This window comes from Pseudomonas sp. LBUM1678, assembly GCF_059695575.1.
In genome coordinates this window covers 101,358-118,569 of the sequence record NZ_CP166775.1, presented here as the reverse complement: position 1 = coordinate 118,569, position 17,212 = coordinate 101,358, and the positions used below count along the sequence as shown (strand labels likewise).

Below are 17,212 nucleotides of genomic sequence, written 5' to 3'. Positions count from 1 at the left end.
ACAAGCACCCACACGAATTGCTTGATTCAGTTGTTAAAGAGCGGTTGGTTAAGATCTTTCGTCTCAACCGAGGCGCGCATTCTACAGCAGCCTCTGTTGCTGTCAAGCGGTTATTTTCAGAAGTTTTCAAAGTTTCCTTTGCAACTTCAACCACTTGCGCTTCCGATCTCTCGTTAGCGGGAGGCGAATTCTACAGCGTTACTCGCTGCTGTCAACACCTCTTTTTCTCCGCTTTCGACCGAGAAGATCGAACCGTCAATCACGCCAAACAACCCTGCCTGATCAACTCCTTCTGGGCTTCGATGAACTGAAGCAAACTCGCTGTCGAAAACTGCGTAACTCTTTGTTTACCAAGGAGTTTTCCGTTTCGACTGCGCCGGAAGTGGGGCGAATTATAGACTTCCAGAATCTGCCGTCAATAACTAATTTAGCTTTTCTATCAATAACTTGCAGAAAGCCGGAAAACAGGCCGATTCCCTTCTATATAGGAGAGCAAAACCACTCCCTCTATATAGAAGAAGTCGTCAGAGCACCCCAGCCACTTTGAAAGCGGCGACTGCATCGGCGTCCAGACCCAACACCCGCTGCAAAACCTCCAGCGTGTGCTCGCCCAATAACGGAGGCGCATTACGATATTCCACCGGCGTCTCCGACAGACGAATAGGACTCGCGACCTGCGGCACCATCCCTGCCAGCACATGAGGCAGCTCGATCGCCAACCCACGCGCCTTGACCTGAGGATCGGCAAACATCTGGGCCAAGTCATTGATAGGTCCGCACGGCACGCCCGCCTGCTCCAGCTGCAGCACCCATTCAGCCGTGGTCTTGAAGACCGTCGCCTGACGGATCAGCGGAATCAACACCGCACGATTCGCCACCCGCAGCTTGTTAGTCGCGAAACGCGGGTCATCCGCCCACTGAGGCTGCCCAGCCACCTCCGCAAACTTGCGGAATTGCCCGTCGTTACCCACGGTGAGGATGAAGTCGCCATCCGCCGTAGGAAAATCCTGATAAGGCACGATGTTCGGATGAGCATTACCCAGGCGCTTGGGCGCATTGCCCGTAGTCAGATAGTTCATCGCCTGGTTGGCCAGGCAAGCCACTTGAACATCCAGCAACGCCATGTCGATATGCTGACCGCCACCGTCATGATCCCTATGAGCCAGCGCTGCAAGGATCGCCACTGTCGAATAGAGCCCGGTAAGGATATCTGTCAGCGCCACACCGACTTTCACCGGACCTGCACCCTCGTCGCCTTCAGGTCGACCTGTCAGGCTCATCAGGCCACCCAAGCCCTGGATCATGAAGTCATAACCCGCACGCTTGGCGTAAGGCCCGGTCTGGCCAAACCCGGTAATCGAGCAATAAATCAGATTCGGATTGATAACCTTAAGCGACTCATAGTCCAGCCCATAAGCCGCCAGGCCACCGACCTTGAAATTCTCGATCAGGATGTCCGACTTGGCCGCCAGGTCACGCACCAGCTTTTGCCCCTCCGGCCGCGTGAAGTCGATGGTCACCGATTGCTTGTTGCGATTGGCCGACAAGTAATAGGCGGCCTCGCTGGTATTCTCGCCATAGGCGTCTTTCAGGAAGGGAGGCCCCCAGGCGCGCGTATCGTCGCCATTGCCCGGGCGCTCAACCTTGATCACTTCGGCGCCAAGGTCCGCAAGGATCTGCCCGGCCCAAGGCCCGGCCAGCACCCGTGATAAATCCAGTACCCGTAGATGCGAAAGCGCGCCCATGGACGTTCTCCTATTAATAGAACGCCTGGATGCCGGTCTGCGCGCGACCGAGGATCAGTGCGTGGACGTCATGCGTACCTTCATAGGTATTCACCACTTCCAGGTTGACCAGGTGACGAGCAACACCGAACTCATCGGAAATGCCGTTGCCGCCCAACATGTCACGCGCCATGCGCGCGATGTCCAGGGACTTGCCGCAGGAGTTACGCTTCATCATCGAGGTGATCTCGACTGCCGCAGTGCCTTCATCTTTCATACGACCCAGACGCAGGCAGCCTTGCAGCGCGAGGGTAATTTCGGTCTGCATGTCGGCCAACTTCTTCTGGATCAGCTGGGTGGCAGCCAATGGGCGACCGAACTGCTGACGATCCAGGGTGTACTGGCGAGCGGTGTGCCAGCAGAACTCGGCAGCGCCCAGGGCGCCCCATGAAATGCCGTAGCGTGCGGAGTTAAGGCACGTAAAAGGGCCTTTCAAACCGCGGACGTCAGGGAAAATGTTCTCTTCAGGGACAAACACATTGTCCATGACGATCTCACCGGTGATCGACGCGCGCAGACCCACCTTGCCGTGGATCGCCGGTGCGCTCAGGCCTTTCCAGCCTTTCTCCAGAACGAAACCACGAATGTCGCCCGCATCATCCTTACCCCAAACCACGAACACATCGGCGATCGGGCTGTTGGTGATCCACATCTTGCTGCCGGTCAGGCTGTAGCCGCCTTCGACTTTGCGTGCACGAGTAATCATCGCACCCGGGTCGGAACCGTGGTTAGGCTCTGTCAGACCGAAGCAACCAATCCACTCGCCCGAGGCCAGTTTCGGCAGGTACTTCTGCTTCTGGGCTTCAGTGCCGAATTCGTTGATCGGCACCATGACCAGGGAGGACTGCACACTCATCATCGAGCGATAGCCGGAGTCGACGCGCTCGACTTCACGAGCGATCAGCCCGTAGCTGACGTAGTTCAGGCCGCTGCCACCGTACTGCTCGGGAATGGTCGCACCCAACAGGCCAACTTCGCCCATCTCACGGAAGATCGCCGGATCAGTCTTTTCATGGCGGAAAGCTTCAAGAACACGCGGTGCAAGCTTCTGCTGAGCGAATTGCTCGGCAGTGTCGCGGATCATGCGTTCTTCTTCGGTGAGCTGTTGATCCAGCAGCAGGGGATCGATCCAGTTGAAGCTAGCTTTACCGCCCATGAGTATGTCCTCTCGAATCGGGTCAAATAACGTGGACTGATCCTAGGCCGGGTTCGGCGTTACGGCAAACGAGGATTTTGCATACTGTTGTGCTAATTTCTCACTCCGTAACGTCGCCAGATAGCCTATATGCGATGTATTAGTGAGGTTGAAGTACATGCGCCGGAAAATCCCTAGTACCACCGCCCTGATCAGCTTTGAAGCGGCAGCGCGCCACGAAAGCTTTACCAAAGCGGCGCAGGAGCTTTCACTCACCCAAGGCGCCATTTGCCGACAGATCGCCAGCCTGGAAGAGTTCCTCAGCGTCGAACTGTTCCGACGCTCACGGCGCGGAGTGAAGCTGACGGAAGCCGGACTTTCCTACAGCCGCCGTGTAGCCACCCAACTCGACGCGGTTGAACGAGACACCTTGTCAGTGATGGGGCAACAGGGCGCCAACGTGATCGAACTGGCTGTGGTGCCGACCTTCGGCACTCAGTGGCTGCTGCCACGGCTCAAGGACTTCCAGCACAAACACCCGGAAGTGACGGTCAACCTCACCAACCGCACACGCCCCTTCCTGTTCGCCGACACCGACTTCGATGCCGCGATTTATTTCGGCGATGCGGATTGGTCGGGTACTGAATCCCACAGGTTGATGGGCGAAAATCCGATGCCGGTGTGCAGCCCCACGCTACTGGGCAAAAAAACCAGCCTGACTCCCGATCAAATCGCCGAACTGCCCCTGCTGCAACAGACCACGCGCCCTTATGCCTGGCGCCAGTGGTTCAACTCTCAGCACCTCAATGTGCCGCGAGACATGACAGGACCGCGCTACGAGCTATTCTCCATGCTTGCCCAAGCGGCGATGCACGACATGGGGATCGCGCTGATACCGCCATTCCTGATTCAACGCGAACTGGCGGAGAAGCGCCTGGTGATAGCCAACGCCCAAGCCCTGTCGAGCATCAAGGCCTATTACCTGATGATTCCAGAGCGAAAGGTCGAATCGGCGTCGTTACGGGCATTCCGCGATTGGCTGGTCACCCAGGCACAAAGCTACAGCCTAGAAGGATAAAGGCTTACACCCGCTAGCTGACCCCGTAGTCAGTAAAATAAATGCCCTACAGATATACGTATTTGTCGCATATTCGTAGACTGTACCGACAAGCAGTACAAACGTCCCACAAGCGCCTGAATACGTGGCTTTGAGCCTTCATTTCGGAGATATGACACCCCATTCACCGTAACAATTTGTAATTTCTTAAAACCTGCCAAAAACCCTTAAAAGTCACGTTCTACAAGGGATTGAACCGGTTAGTTGCGACATTCGGTCACGGGGTGACTTGTAGTTAATTTTCCGTCACCCGTCATAATCCCTTGAAGGGCACAAAGTTCGCCTGCAAAATGCCGCGCCCCGCCCAGATTTGGCGGGATCGTGCTGATCGGCCGCCCCAGCCGCACCATCCGAAGTGCCTGGGTTTACTCAATAAGATCACGCAGGAGATTTGACGTGCACATTGGTGTTCCTCTCGAAACCCAGACGGGTGAAACCCGGGTTGCTGCAACCCCGGAAACCATCAAAAAGCTGATCGGCCAGGGTCACAAAGTCACTGTGCAAAGCGGCGCCGGCAGTAACGCCAGCGTTGTCGACAGTGCTTATGAAGCGGCAGGCGCAATGATTGGCAGCGCCAACGATGCGTTTGGTGCCGAGCTGATTCTCAAGGTGGTTGCCCCCAGCGACAGCGAGCTGACGCTGATTAAAAGTGGCACGGTCGTGGTCGGTATGCTCAACCCGTTCAGCAATGAAACCATTGCCAAGCTGGCTGAGTGCGGCATTACCGCTTTCGCACTGGAGGCCGCGCCGCGCACCTCCCGCGCTCAAAGCCTGGATGTGCTGTCCTCCCAAGCGAACATCGCCGGCTATAAAGCCGTGTTGCTGGCCGCTCACCACTACCCCCGCTTCATGCCAATGCTGATGACGGCTGCGGGCACCGTGAAAGCGGCGCGCGTGCTGATTCTGGGCGCCGGCGTTGCGGGTTTGCAGGCGATCGCCACGGCGAAACGTCTGGGTGCTGTGATCGAAGCGTCTGACGTGCGTCCTGCGGTTAAAGAGCAGATCGAATCCCTCGGCGCCAAGTTCGTCGACGTGCCCTACGAAACCGATGAAGAGCGCGAATGCGCTGTCGGTGTCGGCGGCTATGCCCGGCCAATGCCCGCCAGCTGGATGCAACGTCAGGCCCTGGCCGTGCACGAACGCGCCAAGCAGGCTGATATTGTCATCACCACCGCACTGATCCCGGGTCGCAAGGCACCAACGCTACTGAGCGCGGAAACCGTGGCGCAGATGAAACCAGGCTCGGTGGTCATCGACCTCGCGGCAGCCCAGGGCGGTAACTGCCCCCTCACCGTGGCCGACCAGGTCGTGGTCGAGAATGGCGTGACCATTTGCGGCCCGACCAATCTGGCCGGCGCAGTCGCGGCAGATGCTTCGGCCCTGTACGCACGCAACCTGCTGGACTTCCTGAAGCTGGTCTTCAACAAAGAAGGCCAGTTCGAGATCAACCTCGAAGACGACATCGTCGCCGCGTGCCTCATGTGCCGCGACGGCCAAGTCATCCGCAAAAACGCCTAAGCAGGGATTCAGACGATGGAAGAGCTTATCTCCCCCGGTATCTACAACCTGATCATCTTCGTGCTGGCGATTTATGTCGGCTATCACGTGGTCTGGAACGTTACACCTGCACTGCACACGCCTCTGATGGCGGTGACCAACGCGATCTCGGCAATCGTCATCGTCGGCGCCATGCTCGCCGCGGCGTTGACCGTGACGCCACTGGGCAAGACCATGGGCACCCTGGCGGTGGCTCTGGCGGCAGTGAACGTGTTTGGTGGCTTCCTGGTGACCCGCAGGATGCTTGAGATGTTCAAGAAAAAAGCCCCGAAAGTCGTAAAAGAAGAGGCGCCGAAGTAATGAGCATGAATCTTGTAACGACGCTCTACTTGATCGCGTCGATCTGCTTTATCCAGGCCCTCAAAGGCTTGTCCCACCCGACAACCTCCCGACGCGGCAACGTGTACGGCATGCTCGGCATGGCGCTGGCGATCCTCACCACCGTGGGCCTCATCTATAAGCTGGGCGCTGAGCTGGCTACCGCCGGCATCGGCTACGTCATCGTTGGCTTGCTGGTTGGCGGCACTGCCGGTTCGATCATGGCCAAGCGCGTTGAAATGACCAAGATGCCGGAACTGGTCGCCTTCATGCACAGCATGATCGGTATGGCTGCAGTGTTCATCGCAATCGCGGCCGTCGTTGAGCCGCAATCGCTGGGTATCGTCAAACAACTGGGTGATGCGATTCCTGCCGGTAACCGTCTGGAGCTGTTCCTCGGCGCGGCGATCGGTGCAATTACATTCTCTGGTTCCGTGATCGCGTTCGGCAAGCTGTCGGGCAAGTACAAGTTCCGCCTGTTCCAGGGTGCACCGGTACAGTTCGGCGGCCAGCACAAGCTGAACCTGTTGCTGGGCCTGGCAACACTGGCGCTGGGCATCACCTTCATGCTCACCGGCAACCTCAGTGCCTTCGCGCTGATGCTGGCTCTGGCCTTCGTGCTGGGTGTGCTGATCATCATCCCGATCGGCGGCGCGGACATGCCGGTGGTGGTGTCGATGCTCAACAGCTACTCCGGCTGGGCAGCGGCAGGTATCGGCTTCTCGCTGAACAACTCGATGCTGATCATCGCCGGTTCGCTGGTGGGCTCAAGCGGTGCGATCCTCTCGTACATCATGTGCAAGGCGATGAACCGCTCCTTCTTTAATGTGCTGCTCGGTGGTTTCGGCAACACGCCGGACGCTGCTGGCCCGGCGGGTTCGAAAGAAGCACGCCCGGTGAAGTCCGGTTCGGCTGACGACGCGACCTTCCTGCTGACCAACGCCGACACCGTGATCATCGTTCCGGGCTATGGCCTGGCAGTGGCACGCGCCCAACACTCACTGATGGAGCTGGCGGAGAAGCTGACTCACCGGGGAGTCAACGTGAAGTTTGCGATCCACCCGGTCGCCGGCCGGATGCCAGGGCACATGAACGTCCTGCTGGCCGAAGCCGAAGTACCTTACGAACAAGTGTTCGAGATGGATGACATCAACTCCGAGTTCGGCCAGGCCGACGTGGTGCTGGTGCTCGGCGCCAACGACGTGGTCAACCCGGCGGCGAAGAACGATCCGAAATCGCCGATTGCCGGCATGCCGATCCTGGAGGCTTATAAAGCCAAGACCGTGATCGTCAACAAGCGCTCGATGGCCAGCGGCTATGCCGGTCTGGACAACGAACTGTTCTACCTGGACAAAACCATGATGGTCTTCGGCGACGCCAAGAAAGTTATTGAAGACATGGTCAAAGCCATCGAGTAAAACCTGCTCCAACGCAATACCCAAAACCTCAGCCTTTAGTAGGCTGGGGTTTTTTATTACCTGCAGAAACCCGACCAAAGGCTCTAAATCAAGGGTCTGCATTCGACCATGGTAGCGGGACGGATTTTTTTCAAATCACTAGACTGCACACCTTGCTTTCGTTGCCCGAGATAACAATCCATGTATCGTGATCGTATTCGCTTGCCTTCGTTGTTGGATAAGGTGATGAGCGCCGCTGACGCTGCCGCTCTGATTCAGGACGGCATGACCGTCGGCATGAGTGGCTTCACTCGCGCTGGCGAAGCCAAAGCCGTGCCCCATGCATTGGCCGAGCGCGCCAAAATCACCCCGCTGAAAATCACGTTGATGACCGGCGCCAGCCTGGGCAACGACCTCGATAAACAGCTCACCGAAGCCGGCGTACTGTCACGACGCATGCCATTCCAAGTCGACAGCACGCTGCGCAAGGCCATTAACGCCGGCGAAGTGATGTTCATCGACCAGCATCTCTCGGAAACCGTGGAGCAATTGCGCAACCAGCAGCTCAAACTGCCGGACATCGCTGTAATTGAAGCCGTGGCGATCACCGAACAGGGCCATATCGTGCCGACCACTTCAGTCGGCAACTCGGCCAGCTTTGCGATTTTCGCCAAACACGTGATCGTCGAGATCAACCTGGCGCACAACCCGAACCTCGAGGGTTTGCACGACATCTATATCCCGACTTACCGCCCGACCCGCACGCCGATTCCTCTGGTGAAGGTCGACGATCGCATTGGCAGCACCGCCATCCCGATTCCGCCGGAAAAGATTGTCGCGATCGTGATCACCAATCAGTCTGACTCGCCTTCCACCGTCCTGCCGCCGGACGTCGACACTCAGGCGATTGCCGATCACCTGATCGACTTCTTCAAGCAAGAGGTGGCCGCAGGGCGCATGACCAACAAGCTCGGCCCGTTGCAGGCCGGTATCGGCACCATCGCCAACTCCGTGATGTGCGGCCTGATCGATTCGCCGTTCGAAGACCTGACCATGTACTCCGAAGTACTTCAGGATTCGACCTTTGACCTGATCGACGCCGGTAAGCTGAGCTTTGCTTCAGGCAGTTCGATTACGCTGTCGAGCCGGCGCAATGCCGATGTTTTCGGCAACCTGGAGCGCTATAAGGACAAATTGGTTCTGCGACCGCAGGAAATTTCCAATCACCCCGAGGTGGTCCGGCGGCTGGGCATCATTGGCATTAACACCGCGCTGGAATTCGACCTGTACGGCAACGTCAACTCAACTCATGTCTGCGGCACGCGGATGATGAATGGCATCGGCGGTTCGGGGGACTTTGCGCGCAATGCGCACCTGGCAATCTTCGTCACCAAATCGATCGCCAAGGGTGGCGCGATTTCCAGCGTGGTGCCGATGGTCAGCCACGTGGACCATACCGAGCATGACGTCGACATCCTTGTGACGGAGATCGGTCTGGCGGACTTGCGGGGCCTGGCGCCACGTGAGCGAGCGCGGGTGATCATCGATAACTGTGTGCATCCGGACTATCGCCAGGCGCTGGATGACTACTTCACGGCAGCTTGCGCCTTGGGCGGGCACACCCCGCATATCCTGCGGGACGCCCTGAGCTGGCACATGAACCTGGAAGAAAACGGGCGAATGCTGATGGTCTGATCCAGAGATAAAACAGCTGACGCAAACACAATTGCGTCAGTTGCTCCTTGCCATATTCCGTTCTGTAAAAAACTGTACTGCTGTACTGGTCTTTTCCTACCGTATTTGCCTACCAATTCAAGCCAAACCATCAAAAATGCACCAGTTTAGAGCGGACAGGTACAGTTGCCTCAATTTCGACCAGTACACCGCCTATTAACAGTTAACTGGCCCCTCACAATACAGGTGAACTGTATCTAGAGAGACTAGCCAAACGAGAGGATCATTGGCATCAGTTAAACCACTACCTAATCCCGCCACAAGCGGAAGGATGTCAACCATGGAACGTACACTCAGTTCCGAACTGTTCTTCGAAGATACCGCTGCAAAAACTCAGGCTTCCATGCCTCTTCGCGTTATTGCCAACCTGATGCTGTGGCAGCGCCGCATCTCCAGCCGCCATCAATTGGCTCGCCTGGATTCGCGTCTGCTGGCTGATGCCGGGATTAGCGAAGCACAACGCTACGAAGAGCTGAGCAAGCCGTTCTGGCGCTAAGTTAGCGTCGCTGGCTCTGACCCACCGGGTCCACCGCCAGCACTCCAAATTGAAAAAACAAAGCCCGTCGTGGGAAACCACGACGGGCTTTGTCGTTTTCGGCCTTTGTAAGTGCCGGTACAAAAGGAATTGCTCTCAACAGGTACAGTTTTAACAATTATCAAATTGCATCAGTACAATTTTATGACTGTGTATCTGTAGGTCCAGACGTGAAGGGCTCAACATGGAAGTCCTGACTCACCGGCAAAAGGATTGCGCCATGAATAACCTACCGAATGTTTCCGCTCCCGCTCCTCAAACGAAGCCCCGATTCCTCAGACTTAAACGTTTGCTAAGGGGGCTCGCCAATAACCTTGAGAGAGCTCGAACCCGGCGTTTGCTGGGCCAACTCAATGATCAGCAACTCTCAGACCTGGGCATCAGCCACGCGGATCGGCTCAATGAATTGGATAAACCTTTCTGGCGCTAGGACCCTGCTTTAACAGAAGGGACTATTCGAACCGATAAAAGCAGGCCTAATATCAAACCAGAACGTGGCGAGCGCTGTACGACAGGCGTCTGACTCAACAGCTGCCTCATCACCTCTCAATCGGTTTTCCAAAGGAGTTACACCATGTCCCGTCTTCGTCTGCTCAGCGCTGCAGCCCTGCTTGCCGTGGCTGCCAATTCCCACGCGACCAGCTTTATCGTGACCACGGATGCCGTTGTCGGCGCGTTGAAGTCCAGTTCCGATGCAACTTCCGATGTCACTTCTTCCTTTCGCGATGACAAGATTGTGCGCGCAGCCCGTGACGATGCCGCCAGCTTCGTCGCCAGCGAAGGTGCCATTCGTGGCGTGAAACTGGAAAGCGCACTCGACCACATTCGCCATCAGGCTCCTCAGCTGAACGCTACCGATGCACAGCTGGCACAAGCCATCCTGACGATCTAAGCGACACTTCTGACATGGGACACGACGGTCGTGTCCCAATGTTTCGGCGCTGGCTCTAAACCGGGCATTGCGCTAGCCTTTGGACTCGCTTTCAGCAATCGAGTCTCATGGGTTTTCTTTCAAAGCGGTTTTTCACTTCAGTATTTCTCGCGGCCTGCTGGTCGGGCTCGACCTATGCCTACGACGCGTTCAACCTGTCGACACAAGGCATTGTGGTCACCGGTTACGCCACCAGCATGGTGACCGCCGCCCCCTTCGACCGTAAGCTGCTGATCGCGGCACACGATGACGCTGCGGCATTCATTGCCAGTGACGGCCAACTACGCGGAGCGCAGCTGGAATCCGCGCTGATTTACCTGCGCCGGACCCAGCCAAAACTTCATGCAAGCGACCTTGAACTGGCGCAGGCAATTCTCGTCCAATAGTTATCCTTTGTCCTTGCGGAGTCGTTCCATGCGTAGCCCTCTGATTGCTGTTGCCCTTGGCCTGCTTTTATTGGCCGATGTGACCCAGGCGCACACCCTGGTCGCCACCAGTAACATCATCATCAATGCCACTCAGCGCACACTCGATTTTACTTCCGATACCACCACGTCGATCCGCGATTCGAAGATCATCCGTGAAGCCCACGACGATGCGGCCAGTTTCGTTGCCAGCGACGGCGACATACGCGGCGCGCACCTTGAAGCGGCCATCAACACGTTGCGCACTCGCGTGCCGGAAGCCCGGGATGCCAGTGATCAGGTGCTCGCCGAAGCCATCCTCGCACTGTGAAGTCGCCAAGCGCCTGGCTACTGGCCGGGCTGATGTTGCTGCTCTGCAACACGGCCCAGGCTGGCTTGCAATTACGGCTCAAGACCGAAGGTCTGAGCCCCGAACAACAGCAAGCCAGTCAGGCGTTGCTCGATGAAGCCATGCAGGCCTTGCCGCCACGCTTCATCGAGCGGCTGGACCGGCGTATTGATGTCGGCTGGACCGATGACATGCCGAGCAATGCCTATGGCCAGGCATCGCTGGTGTCCGAACTCGATCTGAACCGCAACCTGCTTGCCAGCCTCACGGACGGCAGCGCCGCCACCAAGAAAACCTATCGCCCCCATGGCACCGTCCGCCGCGAGATGCTCGCAACGGTGTTGCATGAACTCACCCACATTTACGACCGTTCGCGCCTGTGGCCAGACGCGGAGCGCACGTTGATCCAGCGCTGCACCCGGCGCAACAACAGCTCAGGCCTGGTCGGCATTCCCGATCAATGCCGCGGTCAGTCCGATCGACGCTTTACCCTGAGCGATGACCCTCGCCTGCTCGACCTGGCCGGCTGGCCTCAATACGTCGGTCGGCGCGGCGAGCGCGAGCAACACAACCGGCAAATCGCCCGCAGCCCGGACATCTACGAAACGAGCAGCCCCAAAGAGTTCGTCGCGGTCAACATGGAGTATTTCCTCCTCGACCCGAGCTATGCCTGCCGTCGTCCTGCGCTGTATCGCTACTACAAAGAACATTTCGACTGGGCACCCGCCGCCAAAGACGCTTGCGGCAAGTCCTTTGCCTTCCTCAATGCCGGCAACGACTTCGCCAAACAACCGCTGGGCCAGGTCGACCCGGAACGGGTGTACGCCGTCGACTATCTGCTGGCCGAAGCCAACCAGAACTGGGTCAGCCGCTGGGGCCACAGTATGTTGCGCCTGGTGATCTGCGCGCCGGGTCGCCCTCGTGGGCCAGACTGCCGCCTCGATCTCGACCAGCATCTGGTCTTGTCCTACCGGGCCTTCGTCGGCGACGTACAGCTCTCTAGCTGGGATGGATTGGTGGGTAAATACCCGTCGCGGCTGTTTGTACTGCCGTTGGCCCAGGTGATCGACGAATACACCAAGACTGAGCTGCGCAGCCTGGCCTCGGTACCGCTGAACCTGTCGCGCAACGAAATTGAAGACGTGGTGGAACACGCCGCCGAGATGCATTGGAGTTACGACGGCAATTATTATTTCCTCTCCAACAACTGCGCGGTGGAAGGCCTGAAATTACTGCGCAGCGGCAGCAACAACGCGAAACTGGTCGGGCTCGACAGCATCATGCCCAATGGTTTGCTGGAAGTGATGAAGGGCCGCGGACTGGCGAATACCAGCGTGCTGGATGACCCCCGCGAAGCGCTGCGCCTGGGCTATCGCTTCGATTCCTTCCGTGATCGTTATCAAGCGATGTTCGAAGTGTTGAAGAAGCACTTGCCGATCAAGCAGGAGAAAGTCGAAGACTGGCTGGCCTTGAAAGCTGAAGAGCGTCGGCAATGGTTTGAGCAGGCTGACTTGCGCACCAGTGCTGCATTGCTGTTGCTGGAGCAGGCAAGCTTCCGTCAACAGTTGGTGTTGGCCCAGGATGAAGTGAAACAGCGTTATCTGGGCGCTCGGGAGTTGAAGAACGGCGGCATGGACAAGGCGAACGCGACCCTGCAGCAGATCCTTGCCAATAGCGGCTTCCTCAGCCGTCCGGCGGAGCTGCTCGGCACCGGCGGATATGGATTGCCCCAACCGAATGAATGGCAGCGCCTGGAATCGGAAAGCAACCTGCGGCAGAAGCAGCTTCAAGTGCTGACCGGCGATCTGGACAAGGAAGTCAGGGCACTGCTCGAACCGAGCCGGGCGGCTGAGATGGCGGCCAATGAAGCCAACCTGAAGCAGGTTGGCGAACATTTACGCAAATTGCATAAAGCAGCGGGCGGATTGGAGTTGCCATAAACAAGAAGGCTTCGTGGAAGATCCACGAAGCCTTTTTTCGCCTGGACGTTAAATCAAAGCACGCCTTCCAGAATTTCATAGACGATCCCGGTGCCCACGGCGATCAGCACAATGTCGCCCCCCGCACGGCGCCATTCGTAGCCCGGGTAATACGGCAGCCGTCCCAAAGCACGATTATCCAGACGCTCACCGTAATAGCCATGAGGCAACGGACGACCACGCACCAGATGAATACCGGGCGGTGGCGGTGCGCCGCGTACGAAATAGCCGTGGTTATCGTGAATGGTCTGGCGCACCGGGCCGAAGTCCCGTGGCGGAGGACCGCCGCGACGATTGTCCTGCGGGCCACGGTGGTCATCGCCATGATTGTCACCGTGGTTATCGTAATGGCCCTGCTGCGGGCCGCCGCGGTCGTGATCGTCGCGCTGATCGGCGCTCGCGTGCAGCAACGGCGTGGCACTGAGCATCAGCACGCCCAGGCTGGCAATCAGACGTTTCGGCATTTTCATCAAGTCTTCCTCACTGCACATACAGCAAAAAGGGCTTCAGAACGTAGTCCTGAAACCCTCGGTCTTGCTGTTTAGTCTGTGCCGCGAGTCTCTAATTCCTCCGTATCAGGAACTTTACCTTCAGCTGACGCGGGCCTTACGCACACCTTCAGCCAGCGCCGAGCAAAGACTCAGCACGCCATCAACCGCCTGTTCCGGCGTGGAGGCATTGGCGATGTGATCGATCAACGCCGAACCCACCACAACACCATCGGCCAGACGGGCGATGGACGCCGCTTGCTCCGGTGTACGAATACCGAAACCGATGCTGATCGGCAGATCGGTGTGGCGACGCAGGCGGGCAACGGCCTCTTCAACATGCTCCAGGGTCGCCGCGCCCGCACCGGTCACACCGGCAACAGAGACGTAGTAGACGAAACCGGAGCTGCCGTTCAAGACCGTCGGCAAACGCACATCATCAGTCGTCGGCGTGGTCAGGCGGATGAAGTCCAGACCCGCTGCCTGAGCCGGGTCGCACAGCTCCCCGTTATGCTCCGGCGGCAGATCGACCACGATCAAACCGTCAACACCCGCCTCTTTGGCATCCGCAATGAAACGCGGCACGCCGTACATGTGGATCGGGTTGAAATAACCCATTAGCACCAGCGGCGTCTCGGTATTGCCTTCACGGAACTCGCGAACCATTTGCAGGGTTTTCGCCAGGTTCTGCTTGGCGCCCAAGGCGCGGATGTTGGCCAGCTGGATGGCCGGGCCGTCCGCCATCGGATCGGTGAAGGGCATGCCCAGCTCGATCACATCGGCGCCTGCGCCGGGCAAGCCTTTGAGGATCGCCAGGGAAGTGTCATAGCTCGGGTCACCGGCGGTGACGAAGGTTACCAGGGCGGCGCGATTCTGTTCCTTGAGTTCGGCAAAACGCGTTTGCAGGCGGCTCATCAGTGTTTCTCCTGCTGGGACTGTTCCATATGGTGCATCACGGTCTGCATATCTTTGTCGCCACGGCCGGACAGGTTGACCACCATCAGGTGATCCTTCGGCAGGGTCGGTGCGCGCTTGAACACTTCGGCCAACGCATGGGCGCTTTCCAATGCAGGAATAATCCCTTCCAGACGGCAGCATTTGTGGAACGCATCGAGGGCTTCGTCGTCGGTCACCGAGGTGTACTGAACGCGACCGATGTCATGCAACCAAGCGTGTTCCGGACCGATGCCCGGATAGTCGAGGCCGGCGGAAATCGAGTGAGCGTCGATGATCTGGCCATCGTCGTCCTGCAACAGGAAGGTACGGTTGCCGTGCAGCACACCAGGAACGCCACCGTTCAGGCTGGCGGCGTGCTTGCCGGTTTCGATGCCGTAACCGGCGGCTTCCACACCAATGATTTCGACGCTTTTGTCATCGAGGAACGGGTGAAACAGGCCCATGGCGTTGGAGCCGCCACCGATGCACGCCACCAGGCTGTCCGGCAGACGACCTTCCTGGTCTTGCAGTTGCGTACGGGTTTCTTTGCCGATAACGGCCTGGAAGTCGCGAACCATCGCTGGATAAGGGTGCGGACCGGCCACAGTGCCGATCAGGTAAAAGGTGCTGTCGACGTTGGTCACCCAGTCACGCAGGGCTTCGTTCATCGCGTCTTTCAAGGTGCCGGTCCCGGCGACAACCGGGATCACTTCGGCGCCCAGCAATTTCATGCGGAATACGTTGGCTTGCTGACGTTCGATGTCCGTGGTGCCCATGTAGATCACGCAATCCAGGCCGAAACGCGCTGCCACGGTAGCTGTTGCCACGCCGTGCATGCCGGCGCCGGTCTCGGCGATGATGCGTTTCTTGCCCATGCGCCGCGCCAGCAGAATCTGGCCGATGCAGTTGTTGATCTTGTGCGCGCCGGTGTGGTTCAGCTCTTCGCGCTTCAGATAAATCTTTGCGCCACCGCAGAATTCAGTCAGACGCTCAGCGAAATACAGCGGGCTCGGACGTCCGACGTAGTCGCGCTGGAAGTAGGCCAATTCTTCTTTGAACGCCGGGTCTTCCTTAGCCAATTCGTATTCACGGGCCAAGTCGAGGACCAACGGCATCAGGGTTTCGGCGACGTAACGGCCGCCGAACGAGCCAAACAGGCCGTTGGCGTCGGGGCCGTTGCGCAGATTAGTCTGGGTCATGGGTCGCTCCAGTGAGATTCGTGAGATGACAATGACGGTCACTCTACCCCTGACGCCCCAGCCTGAAAACCGATAAGATCGCCACAACCTGTTAGGAAAACTCACAGATCCCATGAGCCACGACCTTCCCCCGCTGAACGCCCTTCGCGCCTTCGAAGCCACGGCACGGCTGAACAGCGTCAGTCAGGCTGCCGAACAGCTGCACGTCACTCATGGCGCGGTCAGCCGGCAACTCAAGGTGCTTGAAGAACACTTGGGCGTGAGCCTGTTCATCAAGGATGGACGCGGCCTTAAACTCACAGATGCAGGTATCCGATTGCGCGATGCCAGCGGTGAAGCCTTTGAGCGTCTGCGCACGGTTTGCGCGGAGCTGACTCAAAGCACCGCCGACGCACCGTTCGTACTGGGTTGCTCGGGAAGTTTACTGGCGCGCTGGTTTATTCCACGTCTGGGACGATTGAATGCGGATCTGCCGGACCTGCGCCTGCACCTGTCGGCCGGGGAAGGCGATCTTGATCCGCGACGGCCGGGGCTCGATGCCTTGCTGGTGTTTGCCGAGCCGCCCTGGCCGGCGGACATGCAAGTCTATGAGTTGGCCAGCGAGCGAATCGGCCCGGTGATGAGCCCACGCTTCGCGGGTTATGAAAGGCTGCAAGGCGCGCCAGCCACAGCGTTATTGAGTGAGCCATTGCTGCACACCACTTCGCGCCCACAAGCCTGGCCGAGCTGGGCACAGCAAAGTGGCCTCGACGCCAAGGCGTTGAAGTACGGTCAGGGTTTCGAGCATTTGTATTATTTGCTGGAGGCTGCAGTGGCGGGCCTGGGAGTGGCGATTGCACCTGAACCGTTGGTGGCCGAGGACTTGAAGGCCGGTCGCCTGGTTGCGCCCTGGGGATTCAGTGAAACCCCGGCGCAACTGGCTTTGTGGCTACCCAAGCGCGCCGCGGACGGGCGCGCTCGGCAGTTGGCGCAGTGGCTCAAGGCTGAGCTGCGCCAGACAGATTAGTCGCCGCGCTTGAACAGCAGGTACGCCGCGAGCAGACCCAACGCACCCACAGCGACGCCCGCTGTAGTCCAAGGGTGTTCCTGGGCGTAGTCCCGAGTGGCAATCCCGGTTTCACGGGTTTTGACTTTGACTTCTTCATACGCATCGCTGAGCAGATGGCGCGAATGCTTCAGCGCGTTCTCGGCGTTGCCTTTCAGCGCTTTCAGGGTGTTACGCGACTCGTCCGAGGCGTCGTCTTTCAGGTTTTCCAAAGATTTCAGCAGACTCTCGATCTCGGCTTCCATGCTTTGCAATGAGGCTTTACGTAAAGAGGTGTTGGCCATGGTGGCTCTCCTTCATTGGT

18 protein-coding genes are annotated in these 17,212 nt (G+C 58.2%); 12 read left to right on the top strand and 6 right to left on the bottom strand.

The genetic code is table 11. From position 1 onward, the window contains the following. Positions 1-524: 524 nt before the first annotated feature. Both ACA070_RS00580 and ACA070_RS00575 read right to left on the bottom strand, forming a co-directional pair. Entirely contained in the window at positions 525-1,745 is a 1,221-nt protein-coding gene (locus ACA070_RS00580) for a CaiB/BaiF CoA transferase family protein (protein WP_497449643.1), read from the bottom strand. A 13-nt stretch (positions 1,746-1,758) separates the two neighbouring features. After that, positions 1,759-2,940, bottom strand: a complete 1,182-nt coding sequence (locus ACA070_RS00575; RefSeq protein ID WP_010465741.1) for an acyl-CoA dehydrogenase — start codon at positions 2,938-2,940, stop codon at positions 1,759-1,761. 157 nt (positions 2,941-3,097) lie between these two features. Here ACA070_RS00575 and ACA070_RS00570 point away from each other — a divergent pair, with 157 nt between their 5' ends. The 11 genes from ACA070_RS00570 to ACA070_RS00520 all read left to right on the top strand — a co-directional run bounded on the left by ACA070_RS00570 (position 3,098) and on the right by ACA070_RS00520 (position 13,201). Next, positions 3,098-3,997 (top strand): LysR family transcriptional regulator, encoded by a 900-nt coding sequence (locus ACA070_RS00570; protein ID WP_497449642.1) that lies wholly within the window; start codon positions 3,098-3,100, stop codon positions 3,995-3,997. 435 nt (positions 3,998-4,432) lie between these two features. Continuing rightward, positions 4,433-5,554: a Re/Si-specific NAD(P)(+) transhydrogenase subunit alpha gene (locus tag ACA070_RS00565; protein WP_497449641.1), complete on the top strand. Its 1,122-nt coding sequence runs from the start codon at positions 4,433-4,435 to the stop codon at positions 5,552-5,554. A 15-nt stretch (positions 5,555-5,569) separates the two neighbouring features. Continuing rightward, positions 5,570-5,893 (top strand): NAD(P) transhydrogenase subunit alpha part 2, encoded by a 324-nt coding sequence (locus ACA070_RS00560; RefSeq protein ID WP_007947884.1) that lies wholly within the window; start codon positions 5,570-5,572, stop codon positions 5,891-5,893. Then, positions 5,893-7,329, top strand: a complete 1,437-nt coding sequence (locus ACA070_RS00555) for an NAD(P)(+) transhydrogenase (Re/Si-specific) subunit beta (RefSeq protein ID WP_497449640.1) — start codon at positions 5,893-5,895, stop codon at positions 7,327-7,329. The genes ACA070_RS00560 and ACA070_RS00555 overlap by 1 nt, the downstream gene beginning before the upstream one ends. A gap of 180 nt (positions 7,330-7,509) precedes the next feature. Continuing rightward, entirely contained in the window at positions 7,510-9,003 is a 1,494-nt protein-coding gene (gene scpC, locus ACA070_RS00550) for a succinyl-CoA:acetate CoA-transferase ScpC (protein WP_497449639.1), read from the top strand. 382 nt (positions 9,004-9,385) lie between these two features. Next, the gene (locus ACA070_RS00545; RefSeq protein ID WP_370694728.1) at positions 9,386-9,538 is read left to right on the top strand and encodes a DUF1127 domain-containing protein; all 153 of its coding nucleotides are present in this window, start codon (positions 9,386-9,388) and stop codon (positions 9,536-9,538) included. Positions 9,539-9,797: 259 nt separating this feature from the next. Next, positions 9,798-10,007 (top strand): DUF1127 domain-containing protein, encoded by a 210-nt coding sequence (locus ACA070_RS00540; RefSeq protein ID WP_497449638.1) that lies wholly within the window; start codon positions 9,798-9,800, stop codon positions 10,005-10,007. A gap of 144 nt (positions 10,008-10,151) precedes the next feature. Further along, positions 10,152-10,469, top strand: coding sequence for a DUF2388 domain-containing protein (locus ACA070_RS00535; RefSeq protein ID WP_010465729.1), 318 nt, complete (start codon positions 10,152-10,154; stop codon positions 10,467-10,469). Positions 10,470-10,576: 107 nt separating this feature from the next. Then, positions 10,577-10,894: a DUF2388 domain-containing protein gene (locus ACA070_RS00530; protein WP_497449637.1), complete on the top strand. Its 318-nt coding sequence runs from the start codon at positions 10,577-10,579 to the stop codon at positions 10,892-10,894. A 28-nt stretch (positions 10,895-10,922) separates the two neighbouring features. Continuing rightward, a complete protein-coding gene (locus tag ACA070_RS00525; protein WP_094469762.1) occupies positions 10,923-11,243 on the top strand; it encodes a DUF2388 domain-containing protein in 321 nt (106 codons plus the stop codon). Next, a complete protein-coding gene (locus ACA070_RS00520) occupies positions 11,240-13,201 on the top strand; it encodes a DUF7844 domain-containing protein (RefSeq protein ID WP_497449636.1) in 1,962 nt (653 codons plus the stop codon). Before ACA070_RS00525 ends, ACA070_RS00520 begins: the two co-directional genes overlap by 4 nt. Positions 13,202-13,254: 53 nt before the next feature. Here ACA070_RS00520 and ACA070_RS00515 read toward each other — a convergent pair whose 3' ends face one another. The 3 genes from ACA070_RS00515 to trpB form a co-directional block, all read right to left on the bottom strand. After that, complete coding sequence (locus tag ACA070_RS00515; RefSeq protein ID WP_497449635.1) at positions 13,255-13,710, bottom strand: anti-virulence regulator CigR family protein; 456 nt, start codon at positions 13,708-13,710, stop codon at positions 13,255-13,257. 120 nt (positions 13,711-13,830) lie between these two features. After that, a complete protein-coding gene (trpA, locus tag ACA070_RS00510) occupies positions 13,831-14,643 on the bottom strand; it encodes a tryptophan synthase subunit alpha (RefSeq protein WP_497449634.1) in 813 nt (270 codons plus the stop codon). Continuing rightward, complete coding sequence (trpB, locus tag ACA070_RS00505) at positions 14,643-15,863, bottom strand: tryptophan synthase subunit beta (protein ID WP_497449633.1); 1,221 nt, start codon at positions 15,861-15,863, stop codon at positions 14,643-14,645. The genes trpA and trpB overlap by 1 nt, the downstream gene beginning before the upstream one ends. A gap of 112 nt (positions 15,864-15,975) precedes the next feature. On the opposite strand from trpB, the gene ACA070_RS00500 reads away from it, so the two are divergent. Then, positions 15,976-16,869 (top strand): LysR family transcriptional regulator, encoded by an 894-nt coding sequence (locus tag ACA070_RS00500; protein WP_497449632.1) that lies wholly within the window; start codon positions 15,976-15,978, stop codon positions 16,867-16,869. Here the strand turns inward: ACA070_RS00500 and ACA070_RS00495 are convergent. Then, a complete protein-coding gene (locus ACA070_RS00495) occupies positions 16,866-17,192 on the bottom strand; it encodes an ElaB/YgaM/YqjD family protein (RefSeq protein WP_462029441.1) in 327 nt (108 codons plus the stop codon). The genes ACA070_RS00500 and ACA070_RS00495 overlap by 4 nt on opposite strands. Positions 17,193-17,212: the final 20 nt, after the last annotated feature.